Raw genomic sequence first — 1228 nt, 5'->3', positions numbered from 1 at the left:
TGGACTTGACCCGTTTTCGTAGACACATTTCAGCTTCCAGTACGAAGCTGCTCGAATGCCAGCGGGCTCAGAAGGTCAAGATGACTGTGCCTGCGGACTCGATTGTAGAAACCCTCGATGTAATCGAACACGTCTGACCTGGCATCGTCCCGTGTTGGATAGATCTGACGTTTGATTCTTTCCTTCTTCAAGCTACTGAAGAAAGACTCAGCCACCGCGTTATCCCAGCAGTTCCCCCTTCGGCTCATGCTGGGCAGCAGAGCGTTGTCCTTGCACCAGCGGTTGAAGTCATCGCTGGCAAACTGGCTGCCCTGATCCGAATGAATGATCACCTCGGCCTTGGGCCTTCTGCGCCACACCGCCATGGTCAAGGCGTCAAGCACCAGCTCAGTGGCCATCGTTGGCTTCATTGACCAGCCCACCACCGTACGCGAGTACAGATCAATCACCACCGCCAGGTAAAGCCACCCTTCATCGGTTCGGATGTAGGTGATGTCTGTTACCCAAGCCTGGTCAGGGTGTTCAAAGGTGAACTGGCGCTGCAACCGATTAGGTGCAGCCACTGCAGGCTTGCCTGCGCGGTAACGGGGCCGCTTGTAGCCACGCACTGAACGCAGCTTGGCCACTTGCATGAGCCGGGCGACACGCTTTTTGCCGCATCGCATGCCAGCTTCCCGCAGATCGCGGTGCACGCGTGGGCTGCCATAGATTCCATCACTGTCTTCAAACGCCTGCTTTATGGCTGTCGTCAAGGTTTCATCGGTTTGGGCCCGCATCGACTTCGGCGCGGCCCTCCAGGCGTAATATCCGCTGCGCTGCACCCTCAGTACTCGGCACATGCTTTTGAGGCGAAACTGCCCATGGTGTTCGGCCATGAATGCGTACCTCACCCGGACACTCTGGCAAAGTACGCGGCGGCCTTTTTTAAGATGTCGCGCTCCTCGCTGGTGCGCTTGAGCTCGGCCTTGAGCCTGGCAATTTCACTCTTCAGTGACGCGGCCTCACCGCTGCCAGCACCTTGCTTCTCCTTGGCCTGCCTGACCCACAGGTACAGGCTTTTATCTGACACCCCCAGACGACTGGAAACTTCCACCACGCCGTGACCCCGTTCAATGACTTGTTTGACTGCCTCAGCCTTGAATTCGGCTGTGTAGCTGACTCTCTTCATGACTTTTTCTCCTTTTCAATTTCGACCTTATCAGGTGTCTATTGAAACGGGTCAAGTCCA

Annotated in this window: 1 protein-coding gene; it reads right to left on the bottom strand. The window is 56.3% G+C overall.

The features are described 5' to 3' along the window. Positions 1-29 precede the first annotated feature (29 nt). A protein-coding gene (locus tag ACFQND_RS12275; RefSeq protein WP_377413626.1) for an IS3 family transposase occupies positions 30-1168 on the bottom strand; the annotation gives its coding sequence in 2 pieces (ribosomal slippage) (positions 30-919 and positions 919-1168; 1140 coding nt in all). Positions 1169-1228 lie beyond the last annotated feature (60 nt).

The organism is Polaromonas aquatica (assembly GCF_042659145.1).
Taxonomy (GTDB): domain Bacteria; phylum Pseudomonadota; class Gammaproteobacteria; order Burkholderiales; family Burkholderiaceae_C; genus Polaromonas; species Polaromonas aquatica.
The sequence above is the reverse complement of the archived record's forward strand: the minus strand, read 5'-3'. Positions and strand labels throughout refer to the sequence as shown.